This is a genomic window from Sphingomonas sp. 2SG (assembly GCF_005503285.1).
GTDB classification, from domain to species: Bacteria; Pseudomonadota; Alphaproteobacteria; order Sphingomonadales; family Sphingomonadaceae; genus Sphingomonas; species Sphingomonas taxi.
Genome location: NZ_SCMZ01000110.1, coordinates 1 through 1,067, shown reverse-complemented (window position 1 = coordinate 1,067; position 1,067 = coordinate 1). Strand labels below are relative to the sequence as shown.

Annotated in this window: 1 protein-coding gene; it reads left to right on the top strand. The window is 67.0% G+C overall.

All coding sequences use genetic code 11. From position 1 onward, the window contains the following. Positions 1-52 precede the first annotated feature (52 nt). Positions 53-1,051, top strand: coding sequence for an IS30 family transposase (locus FFS23_RS19935; protein ID WP_137899966.1), 999 nt, complete (start codon positions 53-55; stop codon positions 1,049-1,051). Positions 1,052-1,067 lie beyond the last annotated feature (16 nt).

Sequence of the window (1,067 nt, the reverse complement as noted above, 5' to 3'; positions counted from 1 at the left end):
TGGATCCGCCGGATTCACGAGAGAAGTGCACCACTGATAAGGTGGGTGCGCGATGGGACAGAGATACAGGCAGCTCAGCCTTGACGAGCGGATCGAGATTGCGCGGCTACGGGAGGCGGGCTGGTCAGGGCGTCGCATCGGCGCCGCGATCGGGCGCAGCCACACGACGGTCGGTCGCGAGCTAAGCCGCAACAGCCGTGCGACCAAGGCGTGGCGTGGCGGCTACGCTCCGGCGCGCGCGCACGGCCTGGCGCTACGTCGGCGACGATGGGACGGCCGCTTCAAGCTGGTGCGCCAGCCTGACCTGCGGGACCGCGTCAGGCAAAGCCTTGCGATGGGACATTCGCCCGAGCAGATCGCCGGCAGACTGGCGCGCGACGCTGGTCGCACCGTCATCAGCCACGAGTCAATCTACCGTTTCGTCTATCACCGGTCCGCCCAGAAGGACTATTGGCACCGCCTCCTCCCCCGCGCCAAGTCCCGGCGCGGCCGTTATGCCCGGCGTAGCGGCAGCCCGGCCAGTTTCATCCGCCAGCGCCGCTCCATCGCCGAGCGCACCCCCGAAGCCGACGGCCGCGAACAGCCCGGCCATTGGGAAGCCGACTATATGCTCTTCGCCCGCTATGGCGACAACGTGCTCGTCCTCCACGAGCGAACGACCCGCTTCACCCTGCTCGACCAGCCGCCCACGCGCAGGGCGGCGACCACCGCAATGCGCATCGCCCACCAGCTGCGCACCGTTCCGAACGCCCTGCGCCGCACCATCAGCTTCGATAACGGAACCGAGTTCGCCGAACATCATCGGCTGCATCGCCTCGGACTCCAGACCTTCTTCTGCGACGTCCGCAGCCCATGGCAGAAAGGCGGCATCGAAAACACCATCGGCCGCCTGCGACGCATGCTGCCCCGCAGGACCGATCTCCACACCCTCTCGCCCGACCAACTGCAAGCCTATGCACAGCGCCTCAACGACACCCCCAGAAAATGCCTCGACTTCCAGACCCCCGCCGAGGCATTCCTCCATGCCTCAACCGGTGCACTTCAAACGTGACTCCACATCCCCGCCT

Coding starts and splice junctions, on each gene's coding strand:
- FFS23_RS19935 (WP_137899966.1), top strand. CDS start 53: ATGGGACAGAGATACAGGCAGCTCAGCCTTGACGAGCGGATCGAGATT.